The sequence below is a fragment of the Salaquimonas pukyongi genome, assembly GCF_001953055.1.
Classification (GTDB): Bacteria; Pseudomonadota; Alphaproteobacteria; order Rhizobiales; family Rhizobiaceae; genus Salaquimonas; species Salaquimonas pukyongi.
Genome location: NZ_CP019044.1, coordinates 2,506,194 through 2,524,029 on the forward strand (window position 1 = coordinate 2,506,194; position 17,836 = coordinate 2,524,029).

A 17,836-nucleotide genomic window follows, 5' to 3' on the forward strand; every position below is an offset into this window, starting at 1 on the left:
CACTTCCCCTATCTCGGTGAGCCGTCAGGCTGATAGGTTGAGAGGTCGACCAGCGTGCCAAGCATCTGCAGATAGGCAACCAGTGCATCCATCTCGGTCAGCCGTGAAGGATCGCCGTCGAAATCACCGAGAAGCGCCTTGGGATAACGTGCCTCAACACCCGACCAGTCCGCATCCGGATCGGCCTGGGCTGCCAGGTCATCAGCCGCGCTTTCCACCATCTCGTCGCTGTACGGCACACCGACCCGCCGGTTGGCGATCATGTGGGCAGAAACATCGCCCAAATCGAGATCGGTATCAGCCAGGAACGAGTAGGAAGGCATTACCGATTCCGGCACAACGGCGCGCGGCTCGATCAGGTGCTCGACATGCCATTCGTTGGAATAGCGTCCGCCCACCCTGGCAAGATCCGGCCCCGTTCGCTTCGATCCCCATTGGAACGGGTGATCGTACATGGATTCGGCGGCCAGGCTGTAGTGCCCGTACCGTTCCACCTCATCGCGGAACGGGCGGATCATCTGCGAATGGCAGACATAGCAGCCCTCGCGGACATAAATGTTCCGCCCGGCAAGCTCCAGCGGCGAGTAGGGCCGCATGCCTTCGACTTCCTCGATGGTGTTTTCGAGATAGAAGAGAGGTGCTATTTCCACGATACCGCCCACCGTAACGACCGCAAAGGACGCCACCAGCAGAAGGCTCGCATTGGTTTCAAGTGTTCTGTGTTTGTCGAGAATACCCATTGCACCCACTCCTATTCGGCCGGTTGAACCGCGGGGGCTTCAGCGCCCATGGGCACTTCTTCCCGCAGATCGCCGCGGATGGTTTTGTACAGGTTATAGGCCATGACCAGCGATCCCAGCAGGAACAGCAGTCCACCGGTCATACGCAGTACGTAATAGGGGAACATGGCCGCGATCGATTCTGCGAAGGAATACACCAGATAGCCCTGGTCGTCGTATTCGCGCCACATCAGACCCTGCTGGATACCGGCGACCCACATGGTGGCCGCGTAGACCACGATGCCGAGGGTTGCCAGCCAGAAGTGCCAGTTGACCAGCCGCAGGCTGTAAAGGCGCTGACGGTTCCACAATTTCGGCACCAGGAAATACAGGGCACCGAAAGTGATCATGCCATTCCAGCCGAGAGCACCGGAATGGACGTGACCGATGGTCCAGTCAGTGTAGTGCGACAGGGAGTTGACTGCCTTGATCGACATCATCGGCCCTTCGAAGGTGGACATGCCGTAGAACGCGATGGCGATCACCATCATGCGCAAAACCGGATCGGTTCTTAGCTTGTCCCAGGCGCCCGAAAGCGTCATCAGACCGTTGATCATGCCGCCCCAGGAGGGCATCCACAGCATCACCGAGAACACCATGCCCAGCGTCTGAGCCCAGTCAGGCAGCGCGGTATAGTGCAAGTGGTGAGGTCCGGCCCAGATGTAAAGGAAGATCAGGCCCCAGAAGTGAACGATTGACAGCCGGTAGGAATAAACCGGGCGCTCGGCCTGCTTGGGCACAAAATAATACATCATCCCGAGGAAGCCTGCCGTCAGGAAGAACCCGACCGCATTATGGCCGTACCACCACTGGGTCAGCGCATCCTGCACACCGGCAAACGCCGAGTAGCTCTTGACCCCGAGGAACGATACCGGAATGGCCATGTTGTTGACCACATGCAGCATCGCAATGGTGACGATGAAGGACAGGAAGAACCAGTTCGCGACATAGATGTGAGATTCACGGCGTTTGACGATGGTTCCAAGGAAGACCACAAGATAGGCAACCCAGACAACTGTCAGCCAAAGGTCGACATACCACTCGGGCTCCGCATATTCACGCGATTGCGTAATGCCCAGCAGGTAGCCGGTCGCTGCCATCACAATGAAAAGCTGATAGCCCCAGAAAACGAACCACGCCAGATCGCCGCCGAACAGGCGCGCACGGGATGTGCGCTGCACAACATAAAACGACGTTGCGATCAGCGCATTGCCGCCAAAGGCGAAAATCACCGCTGACGTGTGCAGCGGCCTTGTGCGGCCGAAGTTCAGCCAGGGTTCAATGTTGAGATCGGGAAACGCAAGCTGGGCAGCCACGATGACGCCAACGAGAAATCCGACAACGCCCCAGAACGCGGTCGCTATGGCTCCGTAACGGATAACACCGTCAAGGTAGCCGCTCGTATCTTCGGCCACGTCGGCACCGGCACCGGCAAACTGAACGCGGCGGAACAGCAGGAGTGAGCCAATAAGCAGCACGGCGGACACAATGCCGATGTGCTGCTGGAACAGGCTGTCCTGAGAAAAGGCTGCGGCCAGGAAAGCAGCGAAAGCTGCAAACAGAACCACAACCGCTTCAAGAAGGTATTTCATTTGTCCAAGCCCTTCTTACGGTCAAACAAGAATGCATGAGCACACGTTAGATCATGCCCTCATAAACAGGGTAGAGACGGCACACAACGCTGCTACAGGAAAAATTGGCACAACCCGCTGCAATCGGCCGCACCATTCCCCGCAGCCGGGTGCAATGCGCGCCCTGTGGGCTTTTCCGTGCGAACTTTTGCGGCTTCAACGCCATCTGCATCCCTGCTTGTGAGAACGTGAACTGGTCCCAGTACCCCGCTCCTTAATTGCCGCAGTCGCACGCAAACGCTTTGATCTGGATCAATGCTGGTGGACTGCGGACAGCTACAAAAGTCTTATTTCAACTGGCGGAGTTGCGAATGGAGCCGGGAGCAAAGCCTGTTTCTCTTGTTACGCCGAACGGGGAACCTCCGCTTCTTGTTGAACTGCGGGAGCATCTTCGCGCCTGTCTTGAGCTGTGCGACACGCTGGAGCAAATCGCCGACCAGCTTCCCGAAAACATCGAATGCAGCAAATGCGTCGAGGTTGCCGGCTCGATTTATCCGACCGTCAAACAGTCACACGAGTTTGAAGAGAAGTCGTTGTTCCCGTTGCTGACCGACAATTGCGAATCCGACGAAGAAACGAAGATCACCATACAGCGGCTGCATGCCGAGCATTGGGAAGATGAGAGTTTCGCATTTGAAGTCCAGGATGCACTGATGGAATTTGCAAGCAATCCCAAGCAGTCAAATGTCGAGGCCCTGGCCTACATGCTGCGGGGATTCTTTGAAGGCGTTCGGCGCCATGTTGCATTTGAGTGGGAGCATGTGGTTCCGGCCGTTCGAAGGAACCTGACCGGCGGGGCCGCAGCAAATGCCTGATGCGGCACAGATCCTCCAGAAATATGCAAAACCCGTTCCGCGCTACACGTCCTATCCGACGGCACCGCATTTCAATCCGGGTATCGGCGGGGCGATTCTGCCGGAAATGATTTCGGCCGCCACCGGTGGTGAGCGCATCTCCGCCTACATGCATATCCCTTTCTGCGATCGGCTGTGCTGGTTCTGCGCCTGCCATACCAAGCAAACCCAACGCTATGACCCGGTGCAGGCCTATGTGGGAAGCCTTGCAAACGAGATGGAACTCTACCGGCAGCAGTTTTCCCGCAAGCCGGTTTTGGCACATCTGCATCTGGGCGGTGGCTCGCCCAGCCTGCTGAAGCACGAGGATTTCAACCGGATTGCCAGTGCCCTGGAAAAGACCTTCGTCATTGATGGGCAAACCGAGATCAGCATGGAGATCGACCCCAACGACCATGGCGAAGACCTGTTGTCCGGCATGAAACGCCTGGGGGTTACACGGGTGTCGATTGGCGTTCAGGACTTCGACCCTGTCGTCCAGGAGGCGATCAACCGGCCCCAGAGTTTCGAGCAAACACGCGATCTGTTGCTCGCCGTGCGCTCACTCGGGATTCAGTCCGTCAACATCGATGCACTGTACGGCCTGCCGCTGCAGACCATCGAACGCCTGGAAAACACCGTTGGCGGCGTTGTCGATCTTCTGCCCGAGCGCGTTGCTCTGTTCGGTTACGCCCATGTTCCATGGATGAAAAAACACCAGACGATGATCAGGGAAGACGATCTTCCCGGCACGCTGGAACGCTTCGAACAGGCCCAAAGGGCAGAAGCGCTGCTGACCGGCGCAGGCTATGTGAAGATCGGCATCGACCACTTTGCAAGGCCGGGCGACGGCCTTGAGAAGGCGGCCCGGGAAGGAACGCTCCGGCGCAATTTCCAGGGCTATACAACAGACAGCTGCAAAACCATGTTGCCGCTGGGAGCATCGGCAATTGGCCGCGCTGCATCAGGCTATGTACAAAATCTCGTACCGACCGGCCAATACCGCACCTGCATCGACAACGGCAAACCGGCTGCCGCCAAGGGATACCTTTTTACACCCGCCGACCTCATTCGCGCCCATGTCATCGAAAGGCTGATGTGTGATTTTGAGTTTCGGTTCGAACCGCTGCCGCAGCGTTTCGGTGCAATGGGCCATGACCTTGTGAAAGAAGCGGTCGCAATCGCCCGAAATGACGAGGACGGCCTTTGCGAAGCGGATGATGTTGCCTTCCGCATTCCCCTGCCGGCCCGCCCCTTCGCCCGTATTGTTGCATCCTGGTTCGATGCCCATATGCGCCAATCGGCTTTTCAGTATTCGCGGGCAGTGTAACACCAGCAAGCTGGCAGCCCTCTTCAGCGCTGGGTTTCCGAAGCCTCTTCCAGCTTCTGCAAATCAGAGACGATCACCGTACGGTTGTTCTCAATCTCAATGACCCCCTTCTGCCGCAGCTTGGTGATCTGCCGGCTGACGGTTTCGATGGTCAGGCCGAGGAAATCGGCTATATCGAGGCGTTTGAGAGGAAGTTCAAACCGAACCGTCTCATCATTGTCGAGGGCTTCGGGATCAATGTGGTTGGCAATCATCAAAAGAAAGCTTGCCACTTTCTCCCCCGCCGTCTTGCGGCCGAGCATCAGCATCCAGTCCCGGGCTTCATCGAGTTCCTTCAGTGCCTGTTCGTGAAGCTTGTGTTCCAGTTCGGGGACTCCGCGATCATCTCATCAAGAACTTGTGCAGGAAAGGAGCACATCGCGACATCCGTGGCAGCTTCCGCGATGACGCCGGATTGCCGCTTGAAGGGCCGGCCGAGAAAATCGGGAGCAAACTGCAACCCCACGATCTGTTGACGGCCATCGGCCATCAGCTTCGTCAGCTTGACCACGCCCCTGAGAATGTTTGAATAGGTATTGATGTCCCTGTCGCTGGCAACAAGTTCAGATTCCGCCCGGTGGTTTTTTTTGAAGGTCTTCTTGCTGAGCGCGACCAGTTGCTCCGGCGAAAGCGCACCGCAAATTCCCTTGTGACGCGCCTCGCAGGACTGGCACAACACCGGAATCTCGGAATTGTGGATATCCAGTCGTTCCTTGTGGTCTACCTTGGCCATGACTTCAGCAACACCTGCTTCCACATCCAGCAAACCTGATCGGCGGTTGCCGGTCAATCCCTCCAGGGCTTCATGTAATCCATTTGACGGGTCGCACAATTGTCAAAAGGACGCATGCGCCATGGATGCAATGCAGGTATCGCGAAATTGCAAGAGCCGGAAATGACTTAGAGAAACGGCAGTTCGACCAGCTTGGCGCTGCTTGCTCCGCTGTCGCGCATCACTTCGACCTTGTCTCCCGGCACGCAGTCCACGCTTACAAGCCCATAGCCGATATTGGCCTTCAGCCGTGGAGACCAGACACAGTTGGTCATCTCTCCGACCGTTTTGCCACCGGACCGAATCTCCTCCCATGAGAACTTGAGTGGTGCCGGTTCTTCGCCTTCCAGGATCAGGCCGAGCTGATGGCGCTTCGGCCCCTCCTGGTGGATGCGGCGCAGTGCCTTTATTCCGATCACATCGTCGTCCACATCCAGATCGACATATTTGCCAAGCCGTATTTCGAAGGGATTGGTTTCTTCATCGGTATCGCCGCCAACCGATACGAGGCCGCTTTCGGTGCGCTCCGCCGTTGTTGGCGCACCAGGCCCGATGCCATATGGTTTTCCCGCCTCCTTGAAGATGTTCCACAGCGCCGTGCCCTGCGAGCCATCGCGCAAGTAGATTTCAAAGCCGCCCTGTTTCGACCAGCCTGAACGCTGCACGGCCACCGGAATGCCTTCGATCTCGGTTTCCTTGAACCAGAAATACCGAATATCGCGCACCCAGTCTCCAACAACCGACGCCACCACATCCTCGCCCTTCGGTCCCTGGATGGCCATGGGAGAAACGTCCGGTTCACTGACCTCAACGTCAAGGCCGCGCTCGGCGGCGATGGCCCGCGCCCAAATCCACACATCGCTGTCGGCAATCGAAAACCAGTACAGATCGTCTGCAAGTTTGAGCATGATCGGGTCGTTGATGACCGTTCCCCGGTGGTTGCAAAGCGGCACATACTTGCCCTGTCCGGCCTTGCATTTTGAAAGATCTCGCGGAGAGAGGATTTGCGCCAGCCTGCCCGCATCCGGCCCCTTGAGTTGCACTTGCCGTTCGCAACCCACATCCCACTGCGAAACACCGTTGATGATGCGCCAGTATTCGGCCTCCGGATCGCCAAAGGAGGTTGGCAGGATCATGCGATTGTAGAGCGACGCAGAGGTCATGCCCTCGGCAAGCGCTGCCTGGTAAAAGGGTGACGGGCGCAACCTGGCCGTTGGATGAATGGTAAACATGAACTCGACTCCTGCCGTTGCCGGTCGATACCGAATTCAAACGATGCGCACGTATCCCAAACCGTCAGCTTCTGTCGCGGAACAGCATATGCTTTTAAGCGTGCGCGGTTCCTCGTAAGGCCATGGCCGTCCGCGATGCAGAACGGCGCGCTCATCCCATATCAGCACATCACCCGAATTCCACCTGTGGGAATAGACATTTTCCGGGCGGGTGCACAATGCAATCGCTTCATTCAGGAGCGCTTCTCCCTCTTCAAGACCCATCCCCTCGATGGCAAAGGCGTGGGAGGCAATGTAAAGCGCTTCCTCTCCGGTAACGGGATTTGGCCAGATGGCTTTCCAGGGACGGTCCGGCCAGCGGTTCATCACCGGCATTGCGCCAAGCTCAGGCGATATCTGCTTGCGGGAATGGGAAAGGCGGTGCCAGATCACCGCATTCTTGAACTTGTCCCGCATTGCCTGCGGCATCTCCGCCCAGCCGGTTCGGGTGGAAGCCAGTTCCGTTTCACCACCGCTTGAAGGAACCACCTTTGCCGTCAGCAGGTTTACCAGCGCGGGAACAGGCAGGAAGGTGCTGTCGGTATGCCACAGCATGTTGGCCTGCAGGTTGAGCGTGTGCAGGCTTTCGGCCTCCGTTACCGATCCCCTGCCGGTTTCGTTGGAAACCGCTGAAACTTCAAAGGGCACATCGCGGCCTGCCGCCATCGCCTCGCGGTTCTCCAGCGGGCCGAAGAGTTCAGCCAGCCGCGTATGATCTTCATCGCCGATCTTCTGGGCGGGAAAGAGCAGCGCGGAATGGACTTCAAACAGCTTGCGGATGTCCGCAAACAGATGCTCTTTCGTCACATCCCGCAAATCGACATCATGAACCGTAACGCCGAATTTGTCGTGCAAGGGGGTTGTTTTCAGCATGGCGCGTCCTCCTCACCGATTTAAGCTTACAACAACACCGTTGTGCCTGTCTGTACGCGACCCGAAATGAGGGCATGCACGCCACCTTCTGCAAACCACCGCACCAAATTCGTCAACAGACACGCGCCTTCCTTTCGCTGATTTACAAACAGGATCGGGTCAATCGCGAAAAAAGGAGACACGGCACGATGAAGGCGCATCAACTGGCGTCGAAATCCAATACCAGTTTCTTGCTCAACGGGCGCGACTGGCAGGCCAGTGTAAATCCGGCCTCGATTTCCCAGGGCTGCAGCGAGTAGTTGACGTCCATCTCCGCCTTGCCCTCCACCACCCGGCAGCGGCAGGTACAGCACATGCCCCCGGCACAGGAAAACGGCAGTTCGATTCCCGCTTCGTGAGCTGCATCCAGAACCTTTGCTTCCTTGCCGTTCATTCGGAATGAACGCCGCGCCCCGTCAAGAACGGTCTCGACAACAACATCGCCAGCGGCCTTTTCTTCCTGCTCGCGGCGGCGGACCGGCGCTATCGTGCCCCCATCGGCAGGCGTGAACAGTTCGAAACGGATGCGATCCTTGTCGACCCCCATTTCCTGCAGCACCGCCGAACAGGTTTCCGTCATCGCCTGCGGGCCGCACAGATAAATGCCGTCATGGGCGGCCGGATCGATCAGCCCCTTCCCGGCAAGCAGTTTCAGCTTGTCGGCATCGATCCGGCCATTGGAAATGTCCACGTCCTGATCCTCCCGCGACAGCACGAAGACAAGGCTGAAGCGGTCCATGAACCGGTCCTTCAGCTCTTCAAGGCTTTCGCGAAACATGATGTCGCTGGTGGTGCGATTTCCATAGACCAGTGTCACCTCGGCCTCGCGGTCGCGCTCCAGCAATGCACGGGCAATTGAGAGTATCGGCGTCACACCTGACCCTGCGGCAATCAGAAGAGGTTTTTTCACCTTGCCGGGTTCTGCGGTAAAGCGCCCTTCCGGCGGCATCACCTCGATGCGGTCACCTGCCGCCAGCGCCTGGGCAAACGTCGAAAACCTGCCCCCTTCAACCTTCTTAATACCGACCCGCAATTCTGCATCGCCGGGCGCCGAACAGATCGAATAGGACCTGCGTATTTCCTCGCCGTCGATTTCCGTCTTCAGCGTCAGATACTGGCCGGGGATAAAGCGGAACGTATCCTTCAGTTCGTCCGGAACCAGAAAGCCGACTGCCTTGGCAGATTCTCCTTCAGGCGCGACGGAACTGACAGTCAGGGAATGAAACGACGTGGCCATGCTATCCTCAAATGCACTTGAAATAGTCGAAGGGTTCAAGACAAGCCTTGCAGCGGTAATGCGCCTTGCACGGGGTGGAGCCGAATTCCGAAATCCGCTCGGTTTTCTCGCTGCCGCATTTTGGACACGCAACCGCGGTTTGCCCGAACAGCGCAAGCTTCGAATTGGCGCCTCCCACCGGCGGGGCAATACCATATGCGCGCAGCTTTTTGCGGCCCTCCGGCGTAATCCAGTCCGTCGTCCATGCAGGCGAAATCACTCGCTCGATTACCGGGTCAAAGCCTGCAGCCCGAAGCGCTGCCTCCACCGCCAGTTCAATCGCCACAACGGCAGGGCAGCCCGAATAGGTCGGTGTCAGTTTCGCCACCGCGCGCCCGGCCTGATCCAGTTCAACGCTGCGAAGAATACCGAGATCGGCGACGGTGACGACCGGAATTTCAGGATCCGGCACACCGACAGCCGCTTCGAAAGCCGTCCGCTGCAGGCGTATCCTGTCCAGATCGCTACCGGTTTCTGCCGCTGCCGCGCCCATCATCCCTACCACTGCATGCCCGGATAAGCGCGCTGCATGTATTGCAGGTCGGCCAGCAAAAAGCCCATGGCCTCGGTGTGCCGGCCGCTGCGGCCACCGCTCTGATACCCGCCGGCAAGCCCATCACCATCAAGCCGCGCTTCACGGAAAATTTTCGCAATGTCCGCATGCCAGGCACTTTCCAGCCTGCCGGGATCAACGCCGATCCCCTTTTGCGCCACAAATTCAGCTACCGCATCGCTCTCGAACAGTTCCGTACAATAGGGCTGCAAATCCTCCATCGCCTCGCCCATGCGCCGGGCGCTTTCGGCTGTTCCATCACCAAGCCGGATGACCCATTCCGCCGAATGGCGCACATGATAGCGGGTTTCCTTCAGCGCCTTGGCGGCAATGGCGGCCAGCGTTTCATCCCTGGACGACAGCATTTCTTCCCAGAACAACTCCATGAAGGCCGCAAACAGATACAGCCGCAGCATGGTGCGGGCAAAATCGCCATTGTCGAGTTCAAGCAGAAGCAGATTGCGGTATTCATGCTCGGGCCTGACATAGGCAAGCTCGTCTTCACCGCGGCCCTTGCCCTCTATCTCGCCGGCATAGGCGTACAGCGCACGCGCCTGCCCCAGCAGATCAAGGGCAATGTTCGGCAGCGCCAGATCCTCTTCCAGCATGGGCGCATGGCCACACCATTCCGACAACCGGTGCGCCAGCACCAGGTGGTCGTCGGCCAGCCGCAGCACATACTGAAACAGCATTTCCTTTTCACTCATCATGCCACCTGCTCACATATGGCCAACTTCGTCGGGGATGTCATAGAAAGTGGGATGGCGGTAGACCTTGTCTGCCGTCGGCTCGAACAGTTCTTCCTTGTCCTGCGGATCGGAGGCGACGATGTCAGCCGACCGCACCACCCAGATCGATTGGCCTTCACCGCGCCGGGTGTAAACGTCACGGGCCGCCTGCAGTGCCATCACCTCGTCTGCGGCGTGAATAGAGCCGCAATGCTTGTGCGAAAGGCCGTTTCGCGGCCGGATGAAAACTTCCCACAAGGGAATTTCATTGTGTGTGTTTTCGTTCAAATCCATGCACCTACTCCGCTGCCTGCCGGCTTGCCGATCGCCGCTCCCGGCGTTTGGCCGCATGAGCCAGCGCTGCCTCACGCACCCAGGCACCTTCTTCCCAGGCCTTGCGCCGCGCCCTGATGCGCTCGCGATTCATCTGCCCCTTGCCCTTTACGACCCGCCAGAACTCATCCCAGTCGATCGGGCCAAAATCGTAGTGGCCGCGCTCCTCGTTCCACTTCAAATCGGGATCGGGCATTTTCAGCCCGATAAACTCGGCCTGCGGTACAGTCGCATCGACGAATTTCTGGCGCAGTTCGTCATTGGTGAAGCGCTTGATCTTCCACTTCATCGACTGGTCGCCATGCTGACTGTCGGTATCGTGCGGCCCGAACATCATCAGCGACGGCCACCACCAGCGGTCAAGGGCGTCCTGCGCCATCGCCTTTTGCTCCGGCGTGCCCTTGGCCAGCACCATCATGATCTCATAGCCCTGGCGCTGGTGAAAACTCTCTTCCTTGCAGACACGGATCATCGCCCGTGCGTAGGGGCCGAAGGACGTGCGGCACAGCGGAATCTGGTTCATGATCGCCGCCCCGTCCACCAGCCAGCCGATGGCGCCGATGTCTGCCCAGGTAAGCGTCGGATAGTTGAAAATCGAGGAATACTTCGCCTTGCCGGCAAGCAGCTCCTCCGTCATCTGCGCCCGGGAAACGCCAAGCGTTTCTGCCGCAGAATACAGATACAGGCCGTGGCCGCCCTCATCCTGAACTTTCGCCAGCAGCGCCGCCTTGCGTTTGAGGGTTGGTGCCCGGGTAATCCAGTTTCCCTCCGGCAGCATGCCGACGATTTCCGAATGGGCATGCTGGCCGATCATGCGGATCAGCGTACGCCGGTAACCTTCCGGCATGGCGTCATTCGGCTCGATCTTTTCTTCTGCATCAATGCGCTTTTGAAACGCCTCGAGAAACTCCGGCGTTTCCTCGGTGCTTTCATCAGCACCGATCAGGCCCTGAGAGTACATGCTGTGCTCCTCCGAATTCCCGCAAGATTTATCATGTTACAAAATCCCAAACAATGGTTTTTTTGTAACATGTTGAGTGGGCCTGCGGCTTGTGCATAACCTGCACAGTACTGCGATCACGCCGACAGGAGGCACCATGGCCAAACCGGAAACGGAGCACTTCACCAAGGCAGATGCGCAAGCCCTGCTGGAAGAGGTCTTTGCACCCTGGGTGCAGAAACTCGGACTCAAAACTCTCGGCGAAGAGAGCGCCCGCCATGTCTTCCTGCTTCCTGCCGGTGACGACCTTGTCCGCAAGGGCGGGCCAGGGGGCGGCGTGGTCTGCGGTCAGGCGCTGGCCGCGGCGGCAGACACGGTTTCCGTGCTGGCACTGGCCATGATCAATGGCCGCATGCGGCCCAACACGACCACGGACTTTTCGATCCGCTTCCTGCGGCCGATAGCCGGAGGGCCGGTCAGGATCGAGGTCGAACCGCTGTCGAACGGAAAACGCCTGGCGGTCACCGAAGTGTTCTTCTTTGCCGAGGGCAGCGAAAAACCCGGTGCGCACGCCACCTGCACCTTTGCCTGGCTGGACTGACCGGGTTCAGGTGAACCGGGCCATGATCTCCTCCGGCATGCCCCTGGCACGGTCGCCAGGATGCAACCCCGCCTCATCAAGCCATGCCTCCGACGGCACCACGAGTTGCTTGTACAGGGTTCCCACCAGCGCCCGGCACTGCGCTTCAGGCCAGTCATCGGGAAGAAGTTCTTCCGGCAGCCCCTTCAAGCGCAAGGCGATACGGCGCCATCCATGGATCAGCAGACAGCGCAAAACCAGCGCTTCCAGGGGTTCTGGCTGCCAGCCCCCTTGCAGCTTGCCTGCGATGGGCGCGAACACGCCAATCAGATGGTGCATCGCGTCCGCCTCCTCCTGTGGCGCCAGCAGCTTCTGGAACCAGCCCGGCATCTGCAGGAACTCGCCGCGATAGACCATTGCATCGCCAAAGCAGGTTTCAATGTCGCCGGCTTCACGGGAGCCGGCATCCTTGCGATTGAGATCGGCAAGCAGCCAGTTGCGGGAAAGCCGTATCGTCCCGGCGGGCTCTCCTTCGCTTTTCTCCCCGCCACAAAACACCAGCGCCCATTTGCTGCCGGTGCTGCCCGTTTGTCCACCGGCATAAATCCGGTCCGCGGCAAGGCTGAATTCCCGCTCACGCTGGCCTGCCAGCCTGTACGTGCTGGTCCGCCCGTCGCGGCGCCGTTCCACCCAGCCATCCTTCGCAAGGCGCGAAATCGCGGTGCGCATGGCACCGGCTTCCACGCCCATGGCCTTCATGATCTCGCCCAGCGTGCTTGCAGCAACCGACCCGCCGCGCGGCTGAATCGCATCGCCGAACACGGTGACAATCAGCGACCAGGTTTTCAATCGCACCGGCGAGCCCAGTTGCTGGGCGACATCCCTGGCCAGCCTGTTTTCGGAAATGAAGTTCACACTCCGCCCTCAATACGCATTCATCGTATGCAGTTCGTATTCGGCTACCTTCTCGCCATCCTGATTGGAAAGCGCAACATGCCAGCGTACTTCGCCATAGTCCGCCGTGCGTTTCGTCTTGCGCTTGACGGTTAGTGTCACATTGATCGCATCACCGGGCGAAACCGGCTTCATGAAGCTCAGCCCCGTCAGTCCGGTGTTGGCGAGCACCGGCCCCGGATCAGGCTGCACGAACAGCCCGGCAGCAAAGGACAACAGCAGATAGCCATGGGCCACCCGGCCCGGAAAGAACGGGTTTGCCTTGGCCGCCTCCTCATCCATGTGGGCATAAAAGGTATCGCCGGTGAACTCGGCAAAGTGTTCGATGTCTTCCAGAGTTACCGTGCGCGGACCGGCGGCAATGCTCTCACCGATCTGCAGTTCGCCGAACTTGCGGGTGAATGGATGCACCGGCGCCTCGATCTTCTTTGCACCCGGCACCCACTGGCCGGTTACGCCGGTCAGGATGTCGGACGAGCCCTGAACGGCGGTGCGCTGCATGTAATGCACCACCCCTCGAATGCCGCCCAGTTCCTCTCCCCCTCCGGCACGGCCGGGCCCGCCATGCACCATATGGGGCATTGGCGCGCCATGTCCCGTTGCCTCGGCCATCGAATGCGCATTGTTCACGTACAGGCGGCCATGCCACGCAGCGCTTTCCAGCGCCACAGTGCGGGCAACTTCCGGATCGGCGGTAAACAGCGAAGCCACAAGGCTGCCACCGCCCCGGTTCAAGATCGCGCAACCATGGGCAAGATCGCGATATCCCATGACGGTGGATACCGGACCAAATGCTTCCACCGAATGCACCGCCAAAGCACCATCGGGATCACTGCAGTGATACAACATGGGCGGCAGGAACGCACCGTTTTCGGTTCCCTCGCCAACCGGCGAGAAACTGCCGCTTTCACCGAACACCTGCTCGGCCTCACCGGCAATCTGTGCCGCCTTTTCGAGAACGTCATCGCGCTGCGACAGGGAAACCAGCGCGCCCATGCGCACGCCTTCGGCGTCCGGATCACCAACGACGATCTTTTCAAGCCGCGCGGTTATCGCCTCGGTCACGGCACCAATAGATGATTGAGGAACCAGAATGCGGCGGATCGCGGTGCATTTCTGCCCCGCCTTGGTGGTGATCTCGCGCACCACTTCCTTTACGAAGCAATCGAAGTCTTCACTGTCCGGCGCCACATCCGGCCCCAGCAGGGTCGCGTTGAGGCTGTCCTGTTCGGCGGTAAACCGCACGGATTTTTCCAGCAGTCCGGGATGGCTCCTGAGCTTCAGCGCCGTTGCTGCTGACCCGGTGAAACCTACCACATCCTGGCAGTCGAGAAGATCCAGCAGATTGCCGGTCGACCCGCAGACAAGCTGAACCGATCCCTCCGGCAGCAAACCGCTTTCGATCATAAGGGCAAAGCAGGCATGGGTCAGATAGGAGGTTGCCGTTGCCGGCTTGACGATCGCCGGAACACCGGCAAGCAGCGTCGGCGCCAGCTTTTCCAGCATCCCCCAGACCGGAAAATTATAGGCATTGATGTGAACGGCGACACCCTGCAGGGGAACGCAGATGTGCTGACCGGCAAAGGTTCCGTTCCGCGAAAGCTGCTCGACCGCCCCATCGACGTAAACGTGCCCGTCGGGCATTTCGCGGCGCCCCTTGGAAGCATAAACCATCACGGTTCCAATACCGCCATCGATATCGATCCTGGAATCGTTCAAGGTGGCGCCGGTATGCCGCGAGATCGCGTAAAGCGCTTCCTTGCGCTCGCCAAGATAGAGCGCCAGTGCCTTGAGCATTTTCGCGCGTTCGTGGAACGTCATGGCACGCAATGCCGGCCCGCCCTTTTTGCGTGCGAAGTCACGCATGGCGGCAAAATCAAGCTCGGCCCTGGCAAGACGGGCGACGGTCGCCCCGTTGATGGCGGATGGCAGATCCACCCCGTCCCCGGCTCTGGCGGCCCAGCCGCCGAGCGCAAAACTGTTTACATCGATAACTTCCACGGAGATTTCCTTTTTGTATTTGTTACAAATATTGACAGGATGCCAAATTTTGTAAAGTGTCCGGCGAAGCAAGGAGCCCTTGGGAGGAACAATGAGTGAAGCTCTTTTGACGGAGGTCCGTGGCGGCGTGCTTGAAATCACGCTGAACCGGCCTGACCAGCTCAACGCATTTACCGTTGAGATGCATCGTCTGATTCGCACCGCCTTCGAACGGGCGAAAGAGGATTCTGCCATTCGGGCCGTCGTGCTCACTGGTGCCGGCCGCGGCTTCTGCGCCGGTCAGGATCTGTCCGAGCGCGATCCGGGCAAGGGTGAGATCGTCGATCTCAAGGTCACCTTGTCCACCAATTACAATCCGCTCATTCGGGCAATCCGCTCGCTGGAAAAGCCCGTTATCTGCGCCGTGAATGGTGTTGCCGCCGGCGCCGGCGCCAACCTCGCACTTGCCTGCGACATCGTGCTGGCAGCCGAAAGCGCCAGGTTCATTCAGGCTTTCGCCAAGATCGGCCTTATTCCCGATGCCGGCGGCACCTGGTCGCTGACCCGTCTTGTCGGCGAAGCCCGCGCCAAGGCGCTCGCCATGACAGCCATGCCGCTTTCAGCCAAACAGGCCGAGGAATGGGGCCTGATCTTCAAATGCGTTGCAAATGAAACGCTGATGGGGGAAGCGCGAACGCTTGCTGAAGACCTTGCCGCGGGTGCGACACTGGGCATCGGCAAAACCAAATTGGCCATCCAGGCAGCCAGCACCAACACGCTTGATGAACAGTTGGAGCTTGAAGCCGAAACCCAGGGCGAGCTGGGCCGCTCGGAGGATTTCCGCGAGGGGGTGAACGCGTTCCTCGAAAAACGGCCGGCAAACTTCCAGGGCAGATAACATGTCACTTGACGACCAGCAGCGTGCGCAAAAGAGCGCTGAGGCCATGTGGGCCAATGACAGCGCGTCCAGGGACATCGGCATGCGGATCGAATCCGTTGCTCCCGGCGAAGCGACGCTTTCCATGGAAGTTGAAAAGCGCCACACCAATGGCCATGCGATCTGCCATGGCGGCTTCATCTTCGCCCTTGCCGACAGCGCCTTTGCCTTTGCCTGTAATTCCTACAACAAGTCGACCGTTGCCCAGCATTGCATGATCAGCTTCCTGGCGCCCGGCAAGCTCGGCGACCAACTGACTGCCCATGCAAAGGAAGTTCATCTGGCGGGCCGCTCCGGCATTTACGACATTGCTGTTACCAATCAGGACGGCATGAAAATCGCCGAGTTCCGCGGCATGAGCAGAACCATATCAGGCACGCTGTTTGAGGAGGAAAACGCGTAATGAAGGACCTGACCCCCGACCGCAAAACCCTTGATCCCATCGAGATCGCTTCACGCGACGAGATCGAGGCATTGCAGCTTGAGCGCATGCGGTGGTCGCTGCGTCATGCATATGACAATGTGCCGTTCTACAAAAAGAGCTTCGATGAAAACGGCGTTCACCCGGACGATCTGAAAAGCCTGAAGGACCTGTCAAAGTTCCCCTTCACGCTGAAGGCCGATTTGCGCGATCATTACCCATTCGGACTGTTTGCCGTTCCGCGCGAAAAGGTGCGCCGCATCCATGCTTCATCCGGCACGACCGGCAAGCCCACCGTAGTTGGCTACACCGACAACGACCTCGACACCTGGGCAACCGTCATGGCACGGTCCATGCGCGCTTCCGGCACCAAACCCGGCGACGTGGTGCATGTCTCCTATGGCTATGGCCTTTTTACCGGCGGTCTCGGTGCCCATTACGGTGCCGAGAAGCTTGGCTGCACCGTGGTCCCGGTTTCCGGCGGCATGACGGCACGCCAGGTCACTCTTATTGAGGACTTCGGCGCCACCACCATCATGGTCACCCCTTCCTATATGCTGGCGATCCTTGATGAATACCGTGCCCAAGGGCTCGATCCGGCCAAAAGCCCGCTTGAAGTGGGAATTTTCGGCGCCGAACCATGGACCAATGCCATGCGCCGGGAAATCGAGGATACCTTTGACATGCACGCGGTCGACATCTACGGCCTGTCGGAAGTCATCGGGCCGGGGGTTGCCAATGAATGCGTCGAAACCAAGGACGGACTGCACATCTGGGAAGACCATTTCTACCCGGAAATCATCAATCCGGAAACAGGCGAGCCGGTCGCCGACGGCGAAATGGGCGAACTGGTTTTCACCTCGCTGACCAAGGAAGCCTTTCCCATCATCCGGTACCGCACCCGCGACCTCACCCGCCTGTTGCCGGGAACCGCCCGGTCGATGCGGCGCATGGAAAAGATCACCGGGCGCTCCGACGACATGATCATCCTGCGCGGCGTCAATGTGTTTCCCACCCAGATCGAGGAACAACTGCTGAAGGTGGAAGGTCTTGCACCCCATTTCCAGATCGAGCTGGTCACCGAAGGGCGCATGGATGCCATGATTGTGCACACCGAGGCACTTGAAACCCATGCCGGCGGGGATGCCCGCAAGGCTGCTGCCGGCGCCCTGAACACCCATATCAAGGACGTGGTCGGCGTTACCACCAAGATCATCGTTGCCGATCCCGGCGGCATTGAGCGCTCCATGGGCAAGGCGGTGCGTGTCAAGGATAACCGCAACAAATCCTGAATCAGCACAGCTCTGATCCGCCGGTTCAATCCGGTTTTATCTCCCTGCCGTGCCGCACCAGCCTTTCAAGCAGAATGGCTGCTTCCCCATGCCCGCTCTCCAGGGCGAACACATAGGCGTGGGTGTAATAAAAACAGGCCGCATCGATATCGCCGGCCTGTTCGCGCTCTTCGCCCGCCTGCCGGTACAGCCGGACCAGTGCAGCGCGATCGCCCGCTTCATGGGCTGCAATCAGGGCGGCATCCAGTTGTCCGCGATCCATCGGGGGCGTTTCC

At 59.0% G+C, this 17,836-nt stretch carries 18 protein-coding genes and 1 pseudogene; 6 read left to right on the forward strand and 13 right to left on the reverse strand.

Annotated features, from left to right (window positions below):
* Positions 1–8: 8 nt before the first annotated feature.
* Positions 9–740, reverse strand: coding sequence for a cytochrome-c oxidase, cbb3-type subunit II (gene ccoO / locus BVL55_RS12005; protein WP_075998124.1), 732 nt, complete (start codon positions 738–740; stop codon positions 9–11).
* 11 nt (positions 741–751) lie between these two features.
* Entirely contained in the window at positions 752–2,371 is a 1,620-nt protein-coding gene (ccoN, locus tag BVL55_RS12010) for a cytochrome-c oxidase, cbb3-type subunit I (protein ID WP_075997097.1), read from the reverse strand.
* A 281-nt stretch (positions 2,372–2,652) separates the two neighbouring features.
* On the opposite strand from ccoN, the gene BVL55_RS12015 reads away from it, so the two are divergent.
* Complete coding sequence (locus tag BVL55_RS12015) at positions 2,653–3,225, forward strand: hemerythrin domain-containing protein (protein WP_156892532.1); 573 nt, start codon at positions 2,653–2,655, stop codon at positions 3,223–3,225.
* On the forward strand, positions 3,218–4,573 hold the full coding sequence (hemN, locus tag BVL55_RS12020; RefSeq protein ID WP_075997099.1) for an oxygen-independent coproporphyrinogen III oxidase: 1,356 nt from the start codon (positions 3,218–3,220) through the stop codon (positions 4,571–4,573). Before BVL55_RS12015 ends, hemN begins: the two co-directional genes overlap by 8 nt.
* A 23-nt stretch (positions 4,574–4,596) precedes the next feature.
* Here the strand turns inward: hemN and BVL55_RS12025 are convergent.
* The 8 genes and pseudogenes from BVL55_RS12025 to paaA all read right to left on the reverse strand — a co-directional run bounded on the left by BVL55_RS12025 (position 4,597) and on the right by paaA (position 11,418).
* Positions 4,597–5,345 (reverse strand): annotated as a pseudogene (locus BVL55_RS12025) (Crp/Fnr family transcriptional regulator).
* Between the two features lie 167 nt (positions 5,346–5,512).
* Positions 5,513–6,616 (reverse strand): glycine cleavage T C-terminal barrel domain-containing protein, encoded by a 1,104-nt coding sequence (locus BVL55_RS12030; RefSeq protein WP_075997100.1) that lies wholly within the window; start codon positions 6,614–6,616, stop codon positions 5,513–5,515.
* Positions 6,617–6,652: 36 nt separating this feature from the next.
* Complete coding sequence (locus BVL55_RS12035) at positions 6,653–7,528, reverse strand: TauD/TfdA dioxygenase family protein (protein WP_075997101.1); 876 nt, start codon at positions 7,526–7,528, stop codon at positions 6,653–6,655.
* 199 nt (positions 7,529–7,727) lie between these two features.
* On the reverse strand, positions 7,728–8,804 hold the full coding sequence (locus BVL55_RS12040; protein ID WP_075997102.1) for a 2Fe-2S iron-sulfur cluster-binding protein: 1,077 nt from the start codon (positions 8,802–8,804) through the stop codon (positions 7,728–7,730).
* A 7-nt stretch (positions 8,805–8,811) separates the two neighbouring features.
* Positions 8,812–9,336: a 1,2-phenylacetyl-CoA epoxidase subunit PaaD gene (gene paaD, locus BVL55_RS12045; protein ID WP_075998125.1), complete on the reverse strand. Its 525-nt coding sequence runs from the start codon at positions 9,334–9,336 to the stop codon at positions 8,812–8,814.
* 5 nt (positions 9,337–9,341) lie between these two features.
* Positions 9,342–10,103: a 1,2-phenylacetyl-CoA epoxidase subunit PaaC gene (gene paaC / locus BVL55_RS12050; RefSeq protein ID WP_244530501.1), complete on the reverse strand. Its 762-nt coding sequence runs from the start codon at positions 10,101–10,103 to the stop codon at positions 9,342–9,344.
* 12 nt (positions 10,104–10,115) lie between these two features.
* Positions 10,116–10,418 carry a 1,2-phenylacetyl-CoA epoxidase subunit PaaB gene (paaB, locus tag BVL55_RS12055; protein ID WP_075997104.1) on the reverse strand — a complete coding sequence of 101 codons (303 nt, stop codon included), beginning with the start codon at positions 10,416–10,418 and terminating at the stop codon, positions 10,116–10,118.
* Positions 10,419–10,422: 4 nt separating this feature from the next.
* Positions 10,423–11,418, reverse strand: coding sequence for a 1,2-phenylacetyl-CoA epoxidase subunit PaaA (gene paaA, locus BVL55_RS12060; RefSeq protein WP_075997105.1), 996 nt, complete (start codon positions 11,416–11,418; stop codon positions 10,423–10,425).
* A gap of 136 nt (positions 11,419–11,554) precedes the next feature.
* Here paaA and BVL55_RS12065 point away from each other — a divergent pair, with 136 nt between their 5' ends.
* Complete coding sequence (locus BVL55_RS12065; RefSeq protein WP_075997106.1) at positions 11,555–11,998, forward strand: PaaI family thioesterase; 444 nt, start codon at positions 11,555–11,557, stop codon at positions 11,996–11,998.
* Between the two features lie 6 nt (positions 11,999–12,004).
* Here BVL55_RS12065 and BVL55_RS12070 read toward each other — a convergent pair whose 3' ends face one another.
* Positions 12,005–12,892, reverse strand: a complete 888-nt coding sequence (locus tag BVL55_RS12070; RefSeq protein WP_075997107.1) for a PaaX family transcriptional regulator C-terminal domain-containing protein — start codon at positions 12,890–12,892, stop codon at positions 12,005–12,007.
* A gap of 9 nt (positions 12,893–12,901) precedes the next feature.
* Positions 12,902–14,932, reverse strand: coding sequence for a phenylacetic acid degradation bifunctional protein PaaZ (gene paaZ / locus BVL55_RS12075; RefSeq protein WP_075998126.1), 2,031 nt, complete (start codon positions 14,930–14,932; stop codon positions 12,902–12,904).
* A gap of 91 nt (positions 14,933–15,023) precedes the next feature.
* Between paaZ and paaG the strand changes: the two genes are divergently transcribed.
* The 3 genes from paaG to paaK are packed head-to-tail and all read left to right on the forward strand — an operon-like array spanning position 15,024 to position 17,561.
* Complete coding sequence (gene paaG / locus BVL55_RS12080) at positions 15,024–15,809, forward strand: 2-(1,2-epoxy-1,2-dihydrophenyl)acetyl-CoA isomerase PaaG (protein ID WP_075997108.1); 786 nt, start codon at positions 15,024–15,026, stop codon at positions 15,807–15,809.
* A gap of 1 nt (position 15,810) precedes the next feature.
* Entirely contained in the window at positions 15,811–16,251 is a 441-nt protein-coding gene (gene paaI / locus BVL55_RS12085; protein ID WP_075997109.1) for a hydroxyphenylacetyl-CoA thioesterase PaaI, read from the forward strand.
* Positions 16,251–17,561: a phenylacetate--CoA ligase PaaK gene (gene paaK, locus BVL55_RS12090; protein WP_075997110.1), complete on the forward strand. Its 1,311-nt coding sequence runs from the start codon at positions 16,251–16,253 to the stop codon at positions 17,559–17,561. Before paaI ends, paaK begins: the two co-directional genes overlap by 1 nt.
* Before the next feature lie 25 nt (positions 17,562–17,586).
* On the opposite strand, the gene BVL55_RS12095 is transcribed toward paaK, so the two are convergent.
* Positions 17,587–17,823, reverse strand: coding sequence for a hypothetical protein (locus BVL55_RS12095; protein WP_075997111.1), 237 nt, complete (start codon positions 17,821–17,823; stop codon positions 17,587–17,589).
* Positions 17,824–17,836 lie beyond the last annotated feature (13 nt).